Source organism: Neoroseomonas eburnea, assembly GCF_018129005.1.
Lineage (GTDB): Bacteria > Pseudomonadota > Alphaproteobacteria > Acetobacterales > Acetobacteraceae > Neoroseomonas > Neoroseomonas eburnea.
In genome coordinates this window covers 36,760-53,289 of record NZ_JAAEDL010000033.1, presented here as the reverse complement: position 1 = coordinate 53,289, position 16,530 = coordinate 36,760, and the positions used below count along the sequence as shown (strand labels likewise).

Below are 16,530 nucleotides of genomic sequence, written 5' to 3'. Positions count from 1 at the left end.
CCGGCGGCGCGGCGGGAGCCGCCGCGAGGTCGAAGTTCCAGTCGTCCGGGATGCGCCCCCCGCCGCCGGCGGGTGCGGGCGGCGATGGCGCCGCCGGTGCCGCCGGCGTCGGGCCGAGATCCCAACTGTCCGGGATGACCGAGACCTGCTGCATCGGCTTGGGCGGCAGGAAGGCGTCGGAGGTCGAAGGCCGGTGGTCCGGCATGGCCGGCCCTTCGGCGAAGGGATCGAAATCGGCCGGCAGGCCGGAACCGCTCGGCAGGCCGGGCGTGCCGGCGGCCGGTGGCCGGGCACCGAGGAAGGGATCGCCAGGCAGGCGCGGCTGCAGCGGTTCGTCGCGCTGCGGTGGCGCGCCCCAGGCCTGGTCCTGCGCACCCCAGGCGGGCGGCGCGGCGGGTGCGGCGGGGCCGGCCGCCCAGGACGGCGCGGCGGGTTGCTCCCATCCGCCGCCAGGCGGTGTCGCCGCCGGCTGGTCCCATGCACCGCCAGGTGGCGTCGCCGCCGGCTGGTCCCAGGCGCCGCCGGGCGGCGTGGCCGCGGGCATCCCGCCGCCCCAGCCGCCGGGCTGCGCGCCGGCCTGCTCGACCCGCACCTCGATCTCATAGGCGCCGAGCCGCAGCCGGTCGCCATCCTCCAGCATCTTCACCTGGTCGCGCCCGACCGGCGTATCGGCGTGGTTGACGAAGGTGCCGTTGGTCGAAAGGTCGCGCACCTGCCAGCCGCCGCCGCGGAATTCGAGCACGCAGTGATGCTTGGACAGCAGCCGGTCGGGATCGGGCAGCACCCAGCTGGCGTCGGCGCCCCGGCCGATGACGTAGTCGCCGCCAGGCACGCGGCGCTGTTCCGGCACCACGCTGTCCGGGCAGCGCAGGACGGTGAGGGTCAGTTCCATCGGCGGACTCCTCCGCGCGCGGCGAAGCGGCGGGCGATCTCGGCGGGGATGCCATGGTCGGTCATGGCGGCGCAGCATACCGGTTCACGGCACGCGGTGGCACGGGCGACGCGCGGCCGCGCCACGCTCCGCGCACGGCGCAGCGCGCCGGTCCGAGTCGACCGTGAATCCTCACCGATACCGAAGGTCATCCACCTTCCTCCGCCCCGCCCACACCATAGACGGGATCGTCGCCACCCTGGAACAGCCCGGCCCGAACCACAATCGCATCGCGCGATGACACATCCGCGTCGTACCACTCGATCCGCGTCGAAAAGCCCGCGGCACTTGCGCCAGCGCAAGGCGTGCGGCGGATCACATTGCACATTGCCGGCCATGTCCGCGACCCTCGCCCCGTCCGCCCCGACACTGCTGCGCCATGCGGCGGCACCCCTGCCCCGCTACACCAGCTACCCGACCGCACCGCATTTCGTGCCCCTCGACGCTGCGGCCTATGCCGGCTGGCTGGGACAGGCGGGGCCGCGGGACGCGCTCTCGCTCTACGTCCATGTGCCCTTCTGCCATTCGCTCTGCTGGTATTGCGGCTGTCACACCACCGTCACCCGCTCAGCCGCGCGCATCGCCCGCTACGGGGCGGGGCTCGCCGCCGAGGCGGCGATGGTCGCGGCGCTGTTGCCCGCGCATGGCGGCGTCGCCGCGCTGCATCTCGGCGGCGGCACGCCGACCGCGCTCGGCGCCGAAGGGCTCGCGGGGCTCGCCGCCATGCTGCGGGCGACCTTTCCCTTCCGCGCCGGCGCCGAGATCGCCGCCGAGCTCGACCCGCGCAGCCTGGACGAGGACCTGCTCGGGGCGCTGGCGGGGCTGGGGCTGACGCGCGCCAGCCTCGGCGTGCAGGACATCAGCCCCGCGGTGCAGGAGAAGATCGGCCGCGTGCAGCCGACCGCGCAGGTGGAGGCCGCCGTCCGCGGCCTGCGCGCGATCGGCGTCAGCGGCATCAACATGGACCTGATCTACGGCCTGCCCGGCCAGGGCGTGGCGGAGGTCGTGGCGTCGGCCCGCTTCGCCGCCGAGTCGGGCGCCGATCGTGTGGCGGTGTTCGGCTACGCCCACGTGCCCTGGATGAAGGCGCACCAGAAGGGCATCCGCGAGGACGAGCTGCCTGACGCGGCCCTGCGCATGGCGCAGGCGGAAGCCGCGTCGCGCGTGCTGACCGGCGCGGGCTATGTCGCGATCGGGCTCGACCACTTCGCGAAGCCGGGCGATGCCATGGCCGCGGCGGCGGCGGCCGGGACGCTGCGGCGGAACTTCCAGGGCTACACCACGGACACGGCACCCTTCCTGCTCGGCTTCGGGGCCTCCGCGATCGGCCGCACGCCGGACGGCTTCGTGCAGAACGAGGCGGAGGAGAAGCGCTGGCTCGCCTCGGTCGAGGCCGGCCGGCTCCCGGTCGCGCGCGGCCGCGCCCTGACCGTGGAGGATCGCCTGCGCGGGGCGCTGATCGAGCGGGTGATGTGCGACGGCGCCATCGACCTCGCCGCGGTGCCGGTCGCCGTGATGGCGACGGCGGAGGAACGCCTCGCCAGGCTGGTCGACGACGGGATGGTCGCGCAACGCGACGGGCGGCTGGTGGCGACGCTCGCCGGGCGGCCGTTCCTGCGGCATTTCGCGGCCTGCTTCGACGCCTACCTCGCACCCTCCCCGCGGCGGCACAGCGCGGCGGTGTGATGCCAGCGGCACGAGGTCTTGACTCGTGCCGAGGCCGCGACGGGCACCCGGTCACCTTGCCTTGCAAGCTGACCGGAGATCCGGAATGCGGCCCGCAGCCAGTCCGGCGAAGTCAAACAAGCCGGAGGTTTGCGCCCGACGCCTGAGGGCACGAAAAGCCCCATACCAGCGGTCGCGAATAGCGGCCGTTGGTACGACGCCGCGGCCGGCACTACCGGCCGGCGCAGAGCTTCTCCAGCGCCGCGGTGAGATCCGCCGGATCGTATGGCTTCGGCAGCACCGGGACGTGCCGGTGCGCGGCCGGCAGCCCGGCGGGGCCGTAGCCGGTGGCGACGACGAAGGGAACACCGCGCGCCACCAGCGCATCGGCGACGGCGAGGGAGGTCTCGCCGCCCAGGTTGAGATCCAGCACCGCCGCGGCCGGTTCCTCGCGCGCCAGCAGCGCCAGCGCCTCGGAAACCGAGCGCGCCGGCCCGATGACGCCGAAGCCGGCATCGAGCAGCGCGTCCTCGACCAGCATCGCCACCAGGGCCTCGTCCTCGATCACGAGAACGCGCCAATGTGCCGGGGGTGGGGTCATGCGGGCTCCTCCTTCTCGGCGGGGCGGCGAGCCGCGTCCGGGTGTAGTGGCCGCGACGTCACTCCGCGCGGAACCACTTTTGGTGGTACTCCTGGTCCCGCTCACACGCCAGCAGCCAAGAGAGACGCGACGGCCGTGTAGCGCGCGCGGCCCGGCACCATCAACCGGAGGAGGAGCATCCCCCGGCATCACCTCCGCGTGACGGACAGGACGGCCGCCAGCGCCGCCAGCCCCGCGACCGCCATCCCCGCGATGGCCGCCCGCGGACCGAAGCCGTCGGCCAGCGCGCCGACGACGAGCACGCCGACCGGCCCCATGCCGATGCAGGTGGTGGTCAGGCCGAGAATGCGGGAACGCGCCTCGATCGGTGCCTCCATCATCACCAGCCCGGTCTGGAGGCTCGCGAAGGCGGCGGTGCCGATGCCGCCCAGCATCAGCAGCGCCGCCGCCTGCCACAGCCCCGGGGCGAGCGCCGCCAGCGCCAGCACGACGAGGAATCCCGCCGAGCCGATGGCGATCGCCATCCGCCCCGGCGGCGCGCCGCGCCGCAGCGCGAGGGCGAGTCCGGCCAGCAGCGCGCCGAAGGGCTCGGCCGCGGCGAGCAGGCCGATCTCCGCCGGGTTCGCCTCGAAGGCGATGGCCCCGAAGGCCGGCAGGACGGCGGTGTAGGAGAAGCCGAAGACGTTCATCGCCACCGTCACGCCGAGCACCAGGCGCAGCGACGGGTGCGCGAGGGCGATGCGCACCGCCTGCATCACGTCCGAGACCAGGCGGCGGGGCATCAGGATGCGCCGTTCCTGCCGGTGCTCGACGCCGGCGACCAGCAGCAGCGCGCAGACATAGAGCAGGGCCGCGATGCCGTAGGCCGCGGCGACCCCGACCGTCTGGTAGAAGACGCCGCCCACCAGTGGCCCCACCATGCGCGTCGTGCTGCCGGTCATGGTGTCGAAGGCGACGGCCTGGACGATGCGATGCGGGCCGGCGGCCTCGGCCACCATGCGGCGGCGCGTCGCCAGCTCGTTGGTCCAGACCAGCCCGCCGAGCATGCCGTTGAGAAAGAGGTGCCAGAGCGCCAGCCCGCCCGTCGCGGCCAGCATGGCGATGATGATGGCCCCCGCCGCCGTCGTCGCCTGCCCGGCCATCAGCAGCTTCTTGCGGTCGAGGCTCTCCGCCACCGCGCCCGACAGGGCGCCCGCCGTCAGCATCGGCAGGGCGCGCGACATCAGCACGAGGGAGACGGCGAAGGCGGAGCCGGTCAGCTCGAAGGCGAAGAGCCCGCTGACCAGCATCTCCACCCAGCGCATCGAGTTGGTGAGCCCGCCCGCCCCCCAGAGGCGGAGGAAGGCCGGGTCCGCGAGCAGCTCGCGGACCGGGCTTCGGCCCCCGGCCGGGTCCGGCGCGCTCAGTAGCCGGAATCCTCCAGGCGGAGCAGCGGAAAGGCGCTGTGCACATGCGGCAGGGTGGTCGGCATCGCCGCATGCACGAAGGACGGGCCGAGCTCCGCATAGGACGTCGCGCCGAGCAGGCCGAGGCAGGAGCGGATCTCGTTCTCCAGGATCTCGAGCAGGCGGACCAGCCCGGCAGCGCCGTCGGCGGCCAGCGCATAGCAGTAGAGCCGGCCGAGGCCGACCATGTCGGCACCCAGGCAGAGCGCCTTCACCACATCCGTGCCGCGGCAGAAGCCGCCATCCACCCACACCCTGGCGCGGCCCGCGACGGCCTGGACGACTTCCGGCAGCACCTCGATGGCGCCGCGGCCGGCATCGAGCTGCCGCCCGCCATGGTTGGAGACATAGACCACGTCGACGCCGTGCCGGCAGGCGATCAGCGCGTCCTCGGCGGTGGCGATGCCCTTCAGGATGAGCGGCAGCGTCGGATGCCGGTCCTTGATGCGCTTGACGTCGTCCCAGTTCAGTGCCGCCTGGTGGCGCTGCGCGTCGCCGGTCGCGGTGGCCCGCCAGGGCTTGGCGAAGCGGCGGACGATGTCGCGCTCGCGGCGGCTGTAGATCGCGGTGTCCACCGTCAGGCAGAAGGCGTCGTAGCCGGCGGCGAGGGAGCGTTGGATGCTGTCCTCGATGAAGGCGGCATCGCCGCGCACGTAGAGCTGGAAGATCTTCATCCCCGGCGTGGCGGCGGCGGCCGGTTCCAACCCCGGCTGGGTGACGCTGCTGACCATGATCGGCACGCCGAAGGCGCTCGCCCCCTCGCCCGCCGTGGCGGCGCCGTTGGCGCCGACGGCGATCGATTCCAGCCCGCCCACCGGGGCGAGCAGCACCGGCAGGCGGATCGGCCTGCCAAGGGCCTTCGCAGTCGTGTCGATCGTCGAGACGTCACGCAGCACGCGCGGCCGGAAGGCGAGGGAATCGATCCCCATGCGGTTGCGGCGCATGGTCGTCTCGGTCTCGGTCGCGCCGGTCAGGTAGTCCCAGATATTGGCGTCGAGCCGGTACCTCGCCGCCTTCACGAATTCATGCAGCGTCAGGTACTTGGCTTCCATCGCAGCCATCGCTTCGGGCGTGACGGTGTTCGACATCGGTGCGGGCGCTCCGGCGGGCAGGTCAGAGGAAATCTCGGGTCCAGGCGGCGTAGTCGGCCTCGCGCGTGACGGTCTTCATCAGCGCGGCGGGGGCGACGCCCTTGAGCTCGGCGGGCGGCGTGCCGTCGCGCAGTGCCTTGAGCGTCGCGTGAATGGCGGCGACCGCGGCGGCGAAGGGCTGGTGGCCCTGCAGCGCCACGCGCACGCCATGGGCGGCGAGCCGCGCGCGATCGGCCATCGACGCCGGCGTGCCGCCGAGGATGATCGGCAGCCCGCCGGCCGCGGCCTGGATCGACGCGAGCTGATCCCAGTCGTTCACGCCGGTGAAGAACAAAGCGTCCGCACCGCAGGTGGCGTAGGCCCTGGCGCGGCGCACCGCCTCATCCAGGTTCACGAGGTTCAGCGCGCTGGTGCGCGCGACGACGACGAGGCCGGCATCCTCCCGCGCCGCCACCGCCGCACGCATCTTGCCGAGGCCGGCCTCCAGGCTGAGCAGCCCGGGCTCGCCCACGCCGTGGCCGCGCGGCAGGTCGGTGTCCTCGATGGTGAGCGCGGCGATGCCGGCGGTCTCGAGCTCCTGCACCGTGCGCATCACGTTGAGCGCATTGCCGTAGCCATGGTCGGCATCGACCAGCAGCGGCGGCGCGCCGGCACGGCAGATGCGACGCGCCTGGTCGGCGAATTCGCTCAGCGTCAGGACGATGATGTCGGGCGCGCCCAGCACCGTGAGCGACGCGACGGAGCCCGCGAACATCGCCGCCTCGAAGCCGAGGTCGGCGGCGATGCGCCCGGCGATCGGATCGTGCACGGAGGCCGGATGGATGCAGGCCTGGCCCGCAAGGATCGCGCGAAAGGCCGCGCGGCGCTGCGCCGTGCTCGGTGGACGTTCCATCCCGGATGATTCCTCGATCTTGTCACGCGCACTCTGCAACCGGTCGCGGCGACGGTCTAGGCTACCCCCCGGACATGGCATGGAGTGCGTGATGAGCGATGTGGTGGCCGCGGCACTGGTGGCGCGCAGGGACGAGATCCTGGAACGGCTGATGGCGCTGCTGCGCCTGCCGAGCGTCAGCACCGACCCGGCCTATGCCGAGGGGATGAAGGCGACGCGCGAGTTCCTGATGGCGCGGCTGAAGGAAGGCGGGCTCGAGGACGTGCGCCTGCTGGAGGGCGGCGGCCAGCCGGCGGTGACCGGCGCCTGGAACGGCGCGCCCGGCAAGCCGACGCTGATCATCTACGGCCACTACGACGTCCAGCCGCCGGACCCGCTGGAGCTGTGGAAGACCCCGCCCTTCGAGCCCACCATCCGCGACGGGCGGATCTATGCCCGCGGCGCCTCGGACGTGAAGGGATCGACGCTGATCGCGGTCGAGACGGTGATCGAGTTCATCCGCGCCGGTGGCTGCCCGGTGAACATCCGCTTCTTCCTGGAAGGCGAGGAGGAGATCGGCAGCCCCTCCCTGCGGAGCATCATCGACCGCCACCCCGATGCGCTGGTGGGCGATGCGATGATCTCGGCCGATGGCGGGCGCGCCAGCACGACGCTGCCCACCGTCAGCGTCGGGTCCCGCGGCCTGACCGCGCTGCGCTTCACGCTGCGCACCGCATCGAAGGACATGCATTCGGGCCGCTATGGCGGCGCGGTGCGCAACGCGAATCACGAGCTCGCCCGGCTGATCGCCTCCCTGCACGACGAGGACGGGCGCATCGCCGTGCCGGGCTTCATGGACGACATGGCGCCGATCGGCCCGCGCGAGGCCGAGGATGCCGCGGCGCTGCCGGTCGACGAGGCGGAATTCTACGGCGGCATCGGCGCCGCGCCCTATGGCGATCCCCGCTACAGCGTGCGCGAGCGCATCACCCTGCTGCCGACCATCGAGGTGAACGGCATGTGGGGCGGCTATATCGGCGCCGGCTCCAAGACCGTGCTGCCTTGCGAGGCGCACGCCAAGCTGACCATGCGTCTCGGCCCCGGCATGGATCCGGTGCGCGCCCAGGCGCGCGTGCGCGACCACCTGCTCGCCAGGGCGCCGAAGGGCGTGACGCTGGATTTCGAGGAATCGGGCAACGGCACGCCGGCCTTCACGCTGCGCGAGGGGCACCCGCTGCTCGCCGCGGCCGAGACCGTCATCCGCCGCACCCGCAACCGCGCCCCGGTTCGCGCGCGGGCCGGCGGGACCATCCCGATCACGGCGATCTTCAAGGAGCGGCTCGGCATCGACACCATCACCTTCGGCTTCGCGATGCCGGATGAGGATGTGCACGCGCCGAACGAGTTCTTCCGGCTGTCGTCGCTGGAGGAAGGGCTGCGCGCCTGGCCCCTCCTGCTCAGCGAGCTGGGCAATGCCTCGCCAGAGGCGCTGCGCGCGGGGTAGCGCGAAGAGCGAGGCACCGTGCAGGCCGCGCCCCGCGGTCCGGATGACCCGCCGGTCGCGATTGGAGGGGCGCCGCCCCTCCAAACCACCCCGCCAAATGCCAGGGGCATTTGGAATGCCGATCGCGGGCGCCGGGCGGAACGGTCGGGGCCGCGCCCACCAGGCGCGCTTCGTGCGCAAGGGCGGGTCCCGGCACTGGCCGCCCGCTGTCATGCCCGATGCGGGGGCGCGGTTTGCAAGGCCTCGGTGGGGAGGGTCCGGCCCCTCCCGGTTCAGTGCCCCTTCAGCGCATCCACGAACACGTTGCAGTAGCGCGCCGCCGTCACGTCGAACACCGCGCGCCGGAGGACCGCGTGGCGTTCCTGGCGTTCCTCGAGCGACATCTCCAGCGCCGTGCTCATCGCCTCCGCGATCGCATCCGGGTCATAGGGGTTGACCATCACCGCGTGAGTCAGCTCCTCCGCCGCGCCGGCGAACTGCGACAGGATCAGCACGCCGGGATCGGCCGGATCCTGGGCGGCGACGAATTCCTTGGCGACCAGGTTCATCCCGTCCCGCAGCGGCGTCACCAGGCCGATATGCGCGATGCGGAACAGCCCGGCGAGCTTGGTGCGGGCGACGGTCTGCGTCATGTAGCGCAGCGGCATCCAGTCGAACTGGGAGAACCGCCCGTTGATGTCGCCCGCCAGGCGGTCGAGCTCGCGCCGCAGCGCCTGGTACTCCGCCACGTCCTCCCGCGAGCGCGCGGCGATCTGCAGCAGCGAGATCTTGCGGTGGTGCTGCGGAAACCGCGCGAGCAGCCGGGCGAACCCCTCGAAGCGGTTGGGCAGGCCCTTGGAGTAGTCGAGCCGCTCCGCGCTGATCGCCAGCGACCGGCCGAGCAGGCTTTCGCGCACGCGCTGGATATAGGCGGTGCCGGCCGCGCGCGCCGCCACCCGGGCGAAGCCCTGGGCATCGATGCCGATCGGGTCGGCGATCGCACGGACGCGGCGACCATTGGTCACGACCTCCTGCCCCTCCACCGCGAAGCCGCTGAAGCGGCGGGCGCAGTCGAGGAAGTCCGACAGGTGCGTCTGCGTCTGGAAGCCGACCACGTCGTGGGCGCAAAGGGCGAGCAGCAGGTCGCGCGCCGGCGGCAGCGCCTCCAGCACCGAGGCGGGAACGAAGGGGATGTGCAGGAAGAAGCCGATGCGGCCGGTGAAGCCGCGCTCGCGCATCGCCGCGGCCAGCGGGATCAGGTGGTAGTCGTGCACCCAGACCATGTCGTCGGGGCGCAGCATCTTCAGCAGCACGTCCGCGAAGCCGGCATTGACCGCCAGATAGCCTTCGAAATCCTCGCGCCGGTAGCGCATCAGGCCGAGGCGGAAATGCAGCAGCGGCCACAGCGAGGAATTGGCGAAGCCGACATAGAAGCGGTCGTAGTCATCGGAACCGAGGTCGATGGTCGCGTAGGAAACACCCTGCCCTTCCACCACGCGCGGCTTGCCGGAGGGCTTGTCGACGACGCGGCCGCTCCAGCCGAACCACAGCGTTCCCGGCGCCACGAAGGACTGCAGCGCGACCGCGAGGCCACCCGCGCTCGCCCCGCCCCGCCCCGCGCGCGGCGGCGGCACGCGGTTCGAGACGATCACGAGGCGCGCCACAAGCCCTCCTCCCACGAACGGGACAGGCGCATGGCCGACAGGATCAGCCCGACCTGCGAATAGGTCTGCGGGAAGTTGCCCCAGAGCGCGCCGGTGGCCGGATGCACGTCCTCCGAGAGCAGGCCGACATGGTTGCGCCAGGACAGCGCGCGCTCGAACAGGGCGCGCGCCTCCTCGCGCCGGCCGATGCGGGCCAGGGTGTCGATGTACCAGAAGGTGCAGACGAGGAAGCCGACCTCGGGCGTACCGAAATCATCCGCGTGGTCGTAGCGCAGCACGATGCCGTCGCGCACCAGGCGGCGTTCCAGCACCGCGACGGTGCGCAGGAAAAGCGGATCGGTCGCCCGCATCAGCCCGAACTCGGGCAGCAGGAAGGTGGAGGCATCGGCCACCGCATCGCCGTTCAGCACGCCGGAGAGCCAGCCTTCGCCCGGCACCGTCGCGGCTTCCAGGATGCGCGCGCGCAGCGCGGCGGCGCGGCGTTCCCAGTCCTGCGCTTCCGCGGTCAGGCCCATGCGCTGCGCGATGGCGCCGAGCCGGTCGAGCGCCGCCCAGCACATCGCCGCCGAATGCGTGTGGGCCGCGGCGCGGCCGCGATATTCCCACAGGCCGGCATCGGGTTCGAAGGCGGCGCGCTCGGCCTCGCGGCCGAGGGTGCAGAGCTGATGATACATCGTCAGGTCGCCGGTGCGCTGCAGACGCTGGTCCCAGAACATCTGCGTCGCGGTCATCACGATGGCGCCGAAGCCGTCATTCTGCCGCTGGGAGACGGCGGCATTGCCGATGCGCACCGGCCCGTCGCCGCGGAAGCCCGGCAGGGCAGCGGCGATGCGTTCCTCGACCTCCGCCCCGGGCGCGATGGGGAAGAGCGGCTGGATCGGCCCCTCCGGGGCCTCCGGCACGGCATCCATGATGAAGCGCAGGAAGCCTTCCATGGTGCGCGTCGCGTTCAGCCGGTTGAGCGCGCCGACGGTGAAGAAGGCATCGCGCAGCCAGCAGAAGCGGTAGTCCCAGCAGCGCCCGCTGCCCGGCGCCTCCGGGACCGAGGTGGTCAGCGCGGCGACGATGCCGCCGGTATCCTCGAAGGAACAGATCTTGAGCGTGATGGCGGCGCGGATCACCGCCTCCTGCCAGTCGAAAGGCAGGTTCAGACCGCGGACCCAGTCGCGCCAGTATTCCTCGGTGTTCGCCAGCGCCTCGCGCGCCACCGCGTCGGGGTTCTCGGGCAGCGACTCGTCGGCGCCGAGCACCAGGCTGACCGGGCGGTCGAGGGCGAATTCGGCCTCGTGCGCGATGTAGGTGAGCGGTGCGTCGGTGGTCAGCCGCAGCACCGCGTTGTCGCCGACATAGCGGATATGGTTGCTGCCGGAGCTGCGCCGGCCGGTGTCCGCTCCGTAGCCGAAGGAGGGGCGGACACGGATGCGGATGCGCGGACGGCCGGAAACCGGCTCGATCCGCCGGATCAGCGTCGGCGGACGGTACATGCGGCCGAAGCGGCGGAAGCGCGGCGCCAGGTCGAGCACGCGGACGCAGCCACCCCCGCGGTCGGTGAGCAGCGTTTCGACCACGGCGGTGTTGCGCAGGTAGGATTGCCGGCAGCCGGTCTGGTCGCGCAGCACCACGTCCATGTAGCCGCGATCCGGCTCCACCCCGCCCAGCAGGGAGTTGAAGACGGGTTCCGCATCCAGGCGCGGGAAGCAGAACCACTCATGCCGCGCGGAGCAGGAGATCAGCGAGGCGACGGCGCAATTGCCGATGACGGCGTAGTCAAGATTGGTCATGGGTCGCCTTCTCGATCGGGCGGGCAGTGGCCCGGGCGAGCCAGGCGCGAACCTCGGCCGGGCCGCCGGTGAAGTCGCGGCCGACATGCAGGCCGAAGCCGCCGAAGCGGCGCGCCGCGGCCATGCCGTCCTCATCCGTGACGTCGTCGCCGACGAAGACGGGGCGGCGGCCGCGAAAGGGCGGCGTGGCCATCAGCGCCTCCACCGCGCGCGCCTTGGTGGCGGCACGGGGGCGGATTTCGAAGGCCATGTGGGCGGGGAGCAGCATGAATCCGACCGCCTCGCTCACGAGGTCCTCCATGATGGCCCTTACCGCCGCGCCGTATTCGGGTACGGCACGGAAATGCAGCGCCAGGCCGTGCGGCTTGCGCTCCAGGATCAGGCCGGGGCGCCGCTCGACGAAGCGGGAAAGGTGGGCCGGCCAGTCGTCCGGCAAGGGCGGCATGGAATCGGTTTCGGCCGGGCGCCCGTCGGCATCGCGCAGTTCGGCCCCGTGGCCGAAGCCTCCTGGCAGGGCAAGCGGCGCGAGGAGGCGGTCCACGTTGCCGCGCGCGCGCCCGCTGACAATCGCGAGCGCGCCGCCGAGCCGCGCCGACAACCCAGCCAAGGTGCCCGGCAAGGTGGCAGGCACCACCACAGCGTCGGGTTCGGGCGCGATGTCGAGGAGCGTGCCGTCAAGATCGAGGAAGAGCGCCCAGCCGGCCTCGATCTCGGGAACACCGAGGGAAGTCACTCGCCATAAGTGGGGCATATTGCAGAGAATTGCACCCCGGTAACTTTCCGTGAGGCCGCGTCACGCGGGGACCGCAGGGCCGCCCGGCGCGGGGAACCCGCTGGCCCGGGCCGCGGCGCACCAGATCACCCCGATGCCCGGCGTCGCGCTGGAGACGGCAACGATCCGCGCATCGCCGTCCCGACAGGGCGGATGGCGGTCGTCGGGATGGCGCGGGTCGGAGCGCGATCCGCACCCCATGCTCCCGGTTTGCGCGTGCCGTTTCGATTCAATGACTTCAGATGCCTGCAGACCGTTCGAGAATGCCGGCACCAGCGCCGGGGAATGCGCCGCTCGGCATGCTCCCGAACGATATCCCGGATGCGGAGCGGATCACCCGTGAGGATGGGGCCGCCAACCCATATGCAATCATCCTTCCGATGGCTTTCCGGTCGCGGCTTGGGCGAGGTCCGCGCCGGTCCGCCCGGTGCGACGATAAGCGGCGCGGGCGATCCTCAGGCGTCGTGCGCCAGCGCCAGGGCGTCGGAGCCTGCGGGGAAACGGAGCTGACCGGAGAAGTCGTTCGCAGCCCGCCACACGGCTTCGGCGACGTCCGTCTCCTTCGTCACCAGGGTCGGCCGGGCGATCGCGGCAAAGATCGGGGCAGCGAAGGCGGCATAGGCATCCGGGATCAGGTCTTCGGCGCGCACCTCGGTGTTGTGCGCGAAGCGCGTCGTCGGGGCATAGCCGGGTTCGACCAGCTTCGCGCGGATGCCGAAGTGCCCGAGTTCATGGGCGAGCGATCCCGTGAAGCCTTCGATGGCCTGCTTGCTGGCGGTGTAGGCGGCGGCCAGCGGCATCGGGGCAAGCGTCACGCTCGATGTGACGTTCACGATCGCGCCCGACCGCCGGGCGCGGAACCGGGGGATCACGGCCTGCGTCATCGCCATGACGCCGAAGGTGTTGGTCTCGAACACCTTGCGCACATGCGACATCGGCGTCGCCTCGAAGGCGCCGAACACGCCGATGCCCGCATTGTTGACCAGCACGTCGAGCGGCCCGGCGGCATCGAGCGCCGCCTCGATGCTTTCGGTCCTCGTCACGTCCAGCGGCAGCACGCGCAGCCCTGCGGAGCGCGGCAAGACGTCCTCCCGGGGGACGCGCATGGTGGCCACCACGTTCCAGCCCAGAGCATGGAAGTGGCGCGCAGTTTCGAGGCCAAAGCCGGCCGAGCAGCCGGTGATCAGGACGGTCTTCATCGCGGGTTCCTTCTCCTGCGTGGTTGACGAGGGAAAGATAGGTCCGCCAATTTGGACCATCATCAATCAGAAATCCGAATTCTGTTGGCATAAGTCCGAAATGGCAGACCCGCTCGCACAGGTGATCGAGCTCCTTCGGCCCCGCTCCGTCTTCTCCAAGGGGATCAGCGGCGCGGGGCCTTGGGCCGTGAGCTACTCCGAGTTCGGGCATCCGGGCTTCTGCGCCGTGATCGAAGGACGATGTCGCCTCGCTGTCGCGGGCGAGCAACCTGTCATCCTCCAGGAGGGCGACTTCGTGCTGCTGCCCGCGACGCCGGCCTTCACCATTTCGGGCTTCGAACCTGCGACGCCCCGGCGCATCGACCCCAAGGAAGCGCCGGCGGCGGGCGAGGAAATCCGCCACGGCCGTCCCGACGGTCCGGCGGATGTCCGTCTGCGCGGCGGCTACTTCGTCTTCGACTCCCCCGATGCGGGGCTCATCGTGTCGCTATTGCCGGCGATGATCCACATTCACGGCAACGACCGGCTCGCCACATTGGTGCGCCTGTTCGGCGACGAGGCGAATGAGGAGCGGGCCGGACGCGATCTCGTGCTCGCGCGCCTGGTCGAGGTGCTGCTGATCGAATCCCTGCGGGCGGCGCAAGGCAAGGATGCCCCGCCTGGCCTTCTGCGCGGGCTTGCGGATGGCCGCATTGCCGAAGCGCTGCGGTGGATGCATGGCGATCCGGCACGCTCCTGGACGGCGGACGAACTCGCAAGGGAGGCGGGCCTTTCGCGCTCGGCCTTCTTCGATCGCTTCACGCGCAGTGTCGGGCTCCGGCCGATGGAGTACCTTCTCGCGTGGCGCATGGCCGTCGCGAAGGATCTCCTGCGCAGCAGGACCATCGCGCTGGATGAGGTTGCGAGACGCGTCGGCTATGGCTCGGCAAGCACCTTCAGCACGGCCTTCAGCCGTCATGTCGGGCAGCCGCCGGGGCGGTTCGCGCGCGGCGGCGCCGAGCAGATGCGGATGGCGGTCGCGGGGATGCCGAGGATCGGCTAGCGGCCGCAGCCTCACACGCGGGCCGTGCACGCGCCTTGTATGGCATTGATTTCGTGGAAATATGGCGCGCCCGGGAAGATTCGAACTCCCAACCCCCAGATCCGTAGTCTGGTGCTCTGTCCAGTTGAGCTACGGGCGCTGATCTCGCGCAGCGCGGCTGCGCGGGATGCCTCGACGGCGGCGGGAAAGGTGGAGTGGCGCGCCCGAAAGGATTCGAACCTCTGACCCCCAGATTCGTAGTCTGGTGCTCTATCCAGCTGAGCTACGGGCGCCCTTGCCGCCACCGCGGCGAGGCCGGGGGAATAGCGGAGGCTGCGCGGCTCCGCAACCCCCACTCCGCGCATCGCGGACGAAGCGCCTCAATGACCCGCGCCGGTGGCGGCGACCCCGGCCGCGGCAACGAGCAGCGCGACGCCGATCGGCGCAGCAAGCCGCCGTCCCCAGCGGCTGTTCTTCTCCAGCGCCATCAGCGCGCCGAGCGCCAGCATCCAGCCCAGGCTGCCCGTCCCGACCACGAACATCAGCAGCATCAGCAGCCAGCAGCAGCCGACGCAGGACAGGCCATGCGCGAATCCGATGCGCAGGCTCTCGAATCGCGGCCGCCGGCCGGCCCAGCGCGCGAGCACGAAGGCCAGCGGCGAACGGCAGCCATCCAGGCACCGGTACTTCAGCGGCGAGAACTGGAAGAGCCCGGCGGCAAGCAGGATGACGAAGCCGACCGCCCAGCCGTTGAACGCCAGCCAGAGCGAGGCGCGCGCCATGCCAAGCACCACCATGCCGAGCAGGTGCGCCGCGACGCCGAATCCGAACCAGACGAGCAGGTAGCCGCCGAAAAGAAACGCCATGAGACTCCCGCCGTCGGGGCGGCCCATCGTCATCCGACGGAACATCGTGGCGAGCGGCAGCGTGGTGGGCAGCATCATCGCCGCCGTCATCAGCATCCAGCCGCCCGCATAGAGCATCGTCGGCACGAGCAGTTCGCCGGCCGGCACGGCGGTGCAGAGGCCGGCCGCGAGGCCGAGGCGCGTCCAGTCGTGCTCAAGGTAGCGGGCGTAGGGCGACAGGTCCCACACCCCCAGCGCGGCCCAGGCAATCAGCATCGTGCCGGCAAAGAGCGGCAGGAAGTGTCGGTCGTGCGGCGTCAGTCCGCCAAGCCTTAGTGATGACCTGGTCATCGGCGATGCGACCGATGGGGCGCGCGGGGCAGGTGGGGCGGCCGCGCGCGAAACACGAGCCCTGATACCGGGTCAGCCGAAAAGCTGTTCGGTATCAGGGCGCCGGATGCCCGGGCACGGCCCATCGGTCCCATCCGCCCGCCATGCCGCGGGTCAGCCGCGGAGCTCGAAGAGCCCCTGGATCGCGTTGTGGCCCTGCAGCTTCAGGTCGATGCCGAGCTCCGGCTGGGTCAGGCGGAACTCGGAGGCCTTGCTGACATAGGCGGGCGATCCGGGAATGGTCGAGAAGATGCTCTCCACCAGCCGCGTCGGCTCGCCGGTCGGGCCGCGATAGGGTTCCATCTCGGCATGGACGGTATCGCCGATCCGCAGCGTGCCCTTGCCCTGCCGGACCTCGAAGGTGATGGGCGCGCGCCGCGCCGCGACCTCCTCGCCGACCAGGCTGACGAGATCGGCGATCGGCCCCCCCAGCTCACCGCGGAACGCCTTGAGCAGGGCAGCTTCCTGCTGCGGCGTGGCGCGGTCGTCGACGTAGCGGATGACGCGCCATTTGCCGGCCAGGACATTGCCCGGAATGAAGACCGCGATGCCGAAGTTCAGCCCGGAGACGTCGAGGCCGTCGATCTCGCCCTTGTCGATGTGATAGGCGAGCGACGAACGGCAGGTGCCATTGTCGGGATCCTCGCCGATCCAGCACGGGCAGAGCGTGTTGCAGTCGCAGACCTCGAGCAGTTCACCCTTCAGATCGTAGCCCATGGCGATCCTCCTCCGGCTGGAAGGGCCGCGGCTGGCGCACGGCCCGAAGACATT

15 protein-coding genes and 2 tRNA genes are annotated in these 16,530 nt (G+C 71.5%); 3 read left to right on the top strand and 14 right to left on the bottom strand.

Going from position 1 to position 16,530, the window contains the following annotated elements; genetic code table 11:
• Positions 1 to 892: type VI secretion system-associated FHA domain protein (locus tag GXW74_RS23700; protein ID WP_211849067.1), on the bottom strand; the 892-nt coding region annotated here is incomplete at its 3' end.
• Positions 883 to 1,083 (bottom strand): hypothetical protein, encoded by a 201-nt coding sequence (locus tag GXW74_RS23695; RefSeq protein WP_211849066.1) that lies wholly within the window; start codon positions 1,081 to 1,083, stop codon positions 883 to 885. The genes GXW74_RS23695 and GXW74_RS23700, both read right to left, overlap by 10 nt.
• A gap of 184 nt (positions 1,084 to 1,267) precedes the next feature.
• On the opposite strand from GXW74_RS23695, the gene hemN reads away from it, so the two are divergent.
• Positions 1,268 to 2,617, top strand: a complete 1,350-nt coding sequence (gene hemN, locus GXW74_RS23690) for an oxygen-independent coproporphyrinogen III oxidase (RefSeq protein WP_211849065.1) — start codon at positions 1,268 to 1,270, stop codon at positions 2,615 to 2,617.
• Between the two features lie 211 nt (positions 2,618 to 2,828).
• Here hemN and GXW74_RS23685 read toward each other — a convergent pair whose 3' ends face one another.
• The 4 genes from GXW74_RS23685 to GXW74_RS23670 all read right to left on the bottom strand — a co-directional run bounded on the left by GXW74_RS23685 (position 2,829) and on the right by GXW74_RS23670 (position 6,625).
• Positions 2,829 to 3,197, bottom strand: coding sequence for a response regulator (locus tag GXW74_RS23685; protein ID WP_211849064.1), 369 nt, complete (start codon positions 3,195 to 3,197; stop codon positions 2,829 to 2,831).
• 188 nt (positions 3,198 to 3,385) lie between these two features.
• Entirely contained in the window at positions 3,386 to 4,558 is a 1,173-nt protein-coding gene (locus GXW74_RS23680; protein ID WP_272877343.1) for an MFS transporter, read from the bottom strand.
• 41 nt (positions 4,559 to 4,599) lie between these two features.
• Entirely contained in the window at positions 4,600 to 5,730 is a 1,131-nt protein-coding gene (locus tag GXW74_RS23675) for an alpha-hydroxy acid oxidase (protein ID WP_211849063.1), read from the bottom strand.
• Positions 5,731 to 5,755: 25 nt separating this feature from the next.
• Positions 5,756 to 6,625: an isocitrate lyase/PEP mutase family protein gene (locus tag GXW74_RS23670; protein WP_211849062.1), complete on the bottom strand. Its 870-nt coding sequence runs from the start codon at positions 6,623 to 6,625 to the stop codon at positions 5,756 to 5,758.
• 91 nt (positions 6,626 to 6,716) lie between these two features.
• Here GXW74_RS23670 and GXW74_RS23665 point away from each other — a divergent pair, with 91 nt between their 5' ends.
• Positions 6,717 to 8,108 (top strand): M20/M25/M40 family metallo-hydrolase, encoded by a 1,392-nt coding sequence (locus GXW74_RS23665; protein WP_211849061.1) that lies wholly within the window; start codon positions 6,717 to 6,719, stop codon positions 8,106 to 8,108.
• 272 nt (positions 8,109 to 8,380) lie between these two features.
• On the opposite strand, the gene GXW74_RS23660 is transcribed toward GXW74_RS23665, so the two are convergent.
• The 4 genes from GXW74_RS23660 to GXW74_RS23645 form a co-directional block, all read right to left on the bottom strand.
• Positions 8,381 to 9,751, bottom strand: coding sequence for an alpha,alpha-trehalose-phosphate synthase (UDP-forming) (locus tag GXW74_RS23660; protein ID WP_211849060.1), 1,371 nt, complete (start codon positions 9,749 to 9,751; stop codon positions 8,381 to 8,383).
• Positions 9,736 to 11,532 carry a glycoside hydrolase family 15 protein gene (locus GXW74_RS23655; protein WP_211849059.1) on the bottom strand — a complete coding sequence of 599 codons (1,797 nt, stop codon included), beginning with the start codon at positions 11,530 to 11,532 and terminating at the stop codon, positions 9,736 to 9,738. Before GXW74_RS23655 ends, GXW74_RS23660 begins: the two co-directional genes overlap by 16 nt.
• Entirely contained in the window at positions 11,519 to 12,265 is a 747-nt protein-coding gene (gene otsB / locus GXW74_RS23650) for a trehalose-phosphatase (RefSeq protein ID WP_211849058.1), read from the bottom strand. The genes GXW74_RS23655 and otsB overlap by 14 nt, the downstream gene beginning before the upstream one ends.
• Positions 12,266 to 12,759: 494 nt before the next feature.
• Complete coding sequence (locus GXW74_RS23645) at positions 12,760 to 13,503, bottom strand: SDR family oxidoreductase (protein ID WP_211849057.1); 744 nt, start codon at positions 13,501 to 13,503, stop codon at positions 12,760 to 12,762.
• Between GXW74_RS23645 and GXW74_RS23640 the strand changes: the two genes are divergently transcribed.
• Positions 13,409 to 14,545 carry an AraC family transcriptional regulator gene (locus tag GXW74_RS23640; RefSeq protein ID WP_246523961.1) on the top strand — a complete coding sequence of 379 codons (1,137 nt, stop codon included), beginning with the start codon at positions 13,409 to 13,411 and terminating at the stop codon, positions 14,543 to 14,545. The two genes, GXW74_RS23645 and GXW74_RS23640, sit on opposite strands and share 95 nt — an antisense overlap.
• A 62-nt stretch (positions 14,546 to 14,607) precedes the next feature.
• Here the strand turns inward: GXW74_RS23640 and GXW74_RS23635 are convergent.
• The 4 genes from GXW74_RS23635 to GXW74_RS23620 all read right to left on the bottom strand — a co-directional run bounded on the left by GXW74_RS23635 (position 14,608) and on the right by GXW74_RS23620 (position 16,476).
• Positions 14,608 to 14,684: transfer RNA gene (locus GXW74_RS23635), tRNA-Arg, on the bottom strand.
• Positions 14,685 to 14,740: 56 nt separating this feature from the next.
• A tRNA-Arg gene (locus tag GXW74_RS23630) sits at positions 14,741 to 14,817 on the bottom strand.
• 87 nt (positions 14,818 to 14,904) lie between these two features.
• Positions 14,905 to 15,720, bottom strand: a complete 816-nt coding sequence (locus GXW74_RS23625) for a DUF2182 domain-containing protein (protein ID WP_211849056.1) — start codon at positions 15,718 to 15,720, stop codon at positions 14,905 to 14,907.
• A 153-nt stretch (positions 15,721 to 15,873) separates the two neighbouring features.
• On the bottom strand, positions 15,874 to 16,476 hold the full coding sequence (locus GXW74_RS23620; protein ID WP_211849055.1) for a DUF1326 domain-containing protein: 603 nt from the start codon (positions 16,474 to 16,476) through the stop codon (positions 15,874 to 15,876).
• Positions 16,477 to 16,530: the final 54 nt, after the last annotated feature.

Excerpts from the sequence above, each read along its gene's own strand:
- GXW74_RS23620 (WP_211849055.1), bottom strand. The coding sequence starts at position 16,476 with ATGGGCTACGATCTGAAGGGTGAACTGCTCGAGGTCTGCGACTGCAAC.
- GXW74_RS23645 (WP_211849057.1), bottom strand. The coding sequence starts at position 13,503 with ATGAAGACCGTCCTGATCACCGGCTGCTCGGCCGGCTTTGGCCTCGAA.
- GXW74_RS23665 (WP_211849061.1), top strand. The coding sequence starts at position 6,717 with ATGAGCGATGTGGTGGCCGCGGCACTGGTGGCGCGCAGGGACGAGATC.
- GXW74_RS23685 (WP_211849064.1), bottom strand. The coding sequence starts at position 3,197 with ATGACCCCACCCCCGGCACATTGGCGCGTTCTCGTGATCGAGGACGAG.
- hemN (WP_211849065.1), top strand. The coding sequence starts at position 1,268 with ATGTCCGCGACCCTCGCCCCGTCCGCCCCGACACTGCTGCGCCATGCG.
- GXW74_RS23695 (WP_211849066.1), bottom strand. The coding sequence starts at position 1,083 with ATGACCTTCGGTATCGGTGAGGATTCACGGTCGACTCGGACCGGCGCG.
- GXW74_RS23670 (WP_211849062.1), bottom strand. The coding sequence starts at position 6,625 with ATGGAACGTCCACCGAGCACGGCGCAGCGCCGCGCGGCCTTTCGCGCG.
- GXW74_RS23640 (WP_246523961.1), top strand. The coding sequence starts at position 13,409 with ATGGTGGCCACCACGTTCCAGCCCAGAGCATGGAAGTGGCGCGCAGTT.
- GXW74_RS23655 (WP_211849059.1), bottom strand. The coding sequence starts at position 11,532 with ATGACCAATCTTGACTACGCCGTCATCGGCAATTGCGCCGTCGCCTCG.
- GXW74_RS23625 (WP_211849056.1), bottom strand. The coding sequence starts at position 15,720 with ATGACCAGGTCATCACTAAGGCTTGGCGGACTGACGCCGCACGACCGA.
- GXW74_RS23675 (WP_211849063.1), bottom strand. The coding sequence starts at position 5,730 with ATGTCGAACACCGTCACGCCCGAAGCGATGGCTGCGATGGAAGCCAAG.